2 protein-coding genes are annotated in these 1,348 nt (G+C 33.9%); both read left to right on the forward strand.

What is annotated here, in order from left to right; all coding sequences use genetic code 11:
• Positions 1 to 96: 96 nt before the first annotated feature.
• Positions 97 to 504: a cytidine deaminase gene (locus tag ACGF7G_RS22310; protein ID WP_387468467.1), complete on the forward strand. Its 408-nt coding sequence runs from the start codon at positions 97 to 99 to the stop codon at positions 502 to 504.
• A 389-nt stretch (positions 505 to 893) separates the two neighbouring features.
• Positions 894 to 1,348: phage tail protein (locus ACGF7G_RS22315; protein WP_387468468.1), on the forward strand; the 455-nt coding region annotated here is incomplete at its 3' end.

The following is a 1,348-nucleotide window of genomic DNA, read 5'->3' on the forward strand; positions in this document are numbered from 1 at the left end:
TATAAAATATTTTTAATAACAGCTAAAATCTTATTTCCAAAGATATTATTAACATAGAAAAATAAAATAGGCTAATAGTGCAGGAGCAGTAAGTTAATGAATATAGAACAAGAGTTATATAACGCCGCAGTTAACTTAATTGAAAAACGATACCCCAAAGGATGGGGTGGTGCAGCCGCAGTACGGACAGAATCAGGCAAGATTTTAACCAGCATTGCACCTGATACCAAAAATGACGCGTTATCTCTTTGTATGGAAGTGGGTGCCTATTTGGAAGCACATAAGCTGAATGAAGCGGTAACACACTCTTTATGTCTCTGCCGTGAAGATACAGGTTGTGAATATACCATTTTGACACCGTGCGGAATATGCCAAGAATATCTGGTTCATTGGGGTGGTTCAGTAAAGGCAGCGGTAACTAATGAGAAAAATGAGTTGTTATTTAAAACAATTCGTGAATTTCAACCTTATCATTGGTCAACAGTTAATGGAGAAACGCTCTAATCTTTGTGATTTATGTTAGTTCAGTTATTTTCTTTTATTTCTAAATATTCCTGATAGTTAATACTCAGTACCACAGCTGTATTTTCTTTTTTCAACAAAATAGACACTCATCTAAAAGCTTAATTAATTCGGATTCTAAGCGTTTTAACTATCGAAAAAAGTGTAGGTTTCGCTATAGCACTAAATATCTTGGGTATGTTTTGATTGAAAAATATCAGGTTATTTATTACCGCCAATTACACAAAAATAGTTAACCATCTGAGTTATAAGAATATTTCATTATTCATTTTGTGAACTAAACTATGATTTAAGCGAATTATGATAAATCATCTTTACAGTAATTCAATATGTTGCTTATGAAATAATATTATCTAATTTAAGGAAAAAACATGAGTCTCAAACCCCAGAATGATTTTAAAGCCTTTTCTATCAGTAATAATGCAAATGTAGTGAGTCAAGAAAGATATGAAGAAAGTCGGAGTTTAAAAACTGGGTTTCCACCAGATAATATCACTACTCATGAATTAAATAAGGTGTTACGTCAATCGTCCACGATATCCTCTGTTGTAGCTAATTTTATCGCAACACACTCCGGAGGAGATGATGTTCTGGATGATGGCGATATAGCTAAACTCACCGCCCAATTAAATAGAGCATTAGAGAAAAAAATCACAACAGAAATTCCCAGTACCTCATTAACACAAAAAGGAATTGTTCAACTCACTGACAAGACAGGCAATAGTGACACACTCGCGGTAACGCAGAAGTTGGCTTCCGATATAAATGATAATGCTAATAATAAACTGGCAAAAGATCGAAACGGCGCAGATATTCCTGATAAAAA

The sequence above is a fragment of the Photorhabdus sp. RM323S genome, from assembly GCF_042879375.1.
Classification (GTDB): domain Bacteria; phylum Pseudomonadota; class Gammaproteobacteria; order Enterobacterales; family Enterobacteriaceae; genus Photorhabdus; species Photorhabdus tasmaniensis.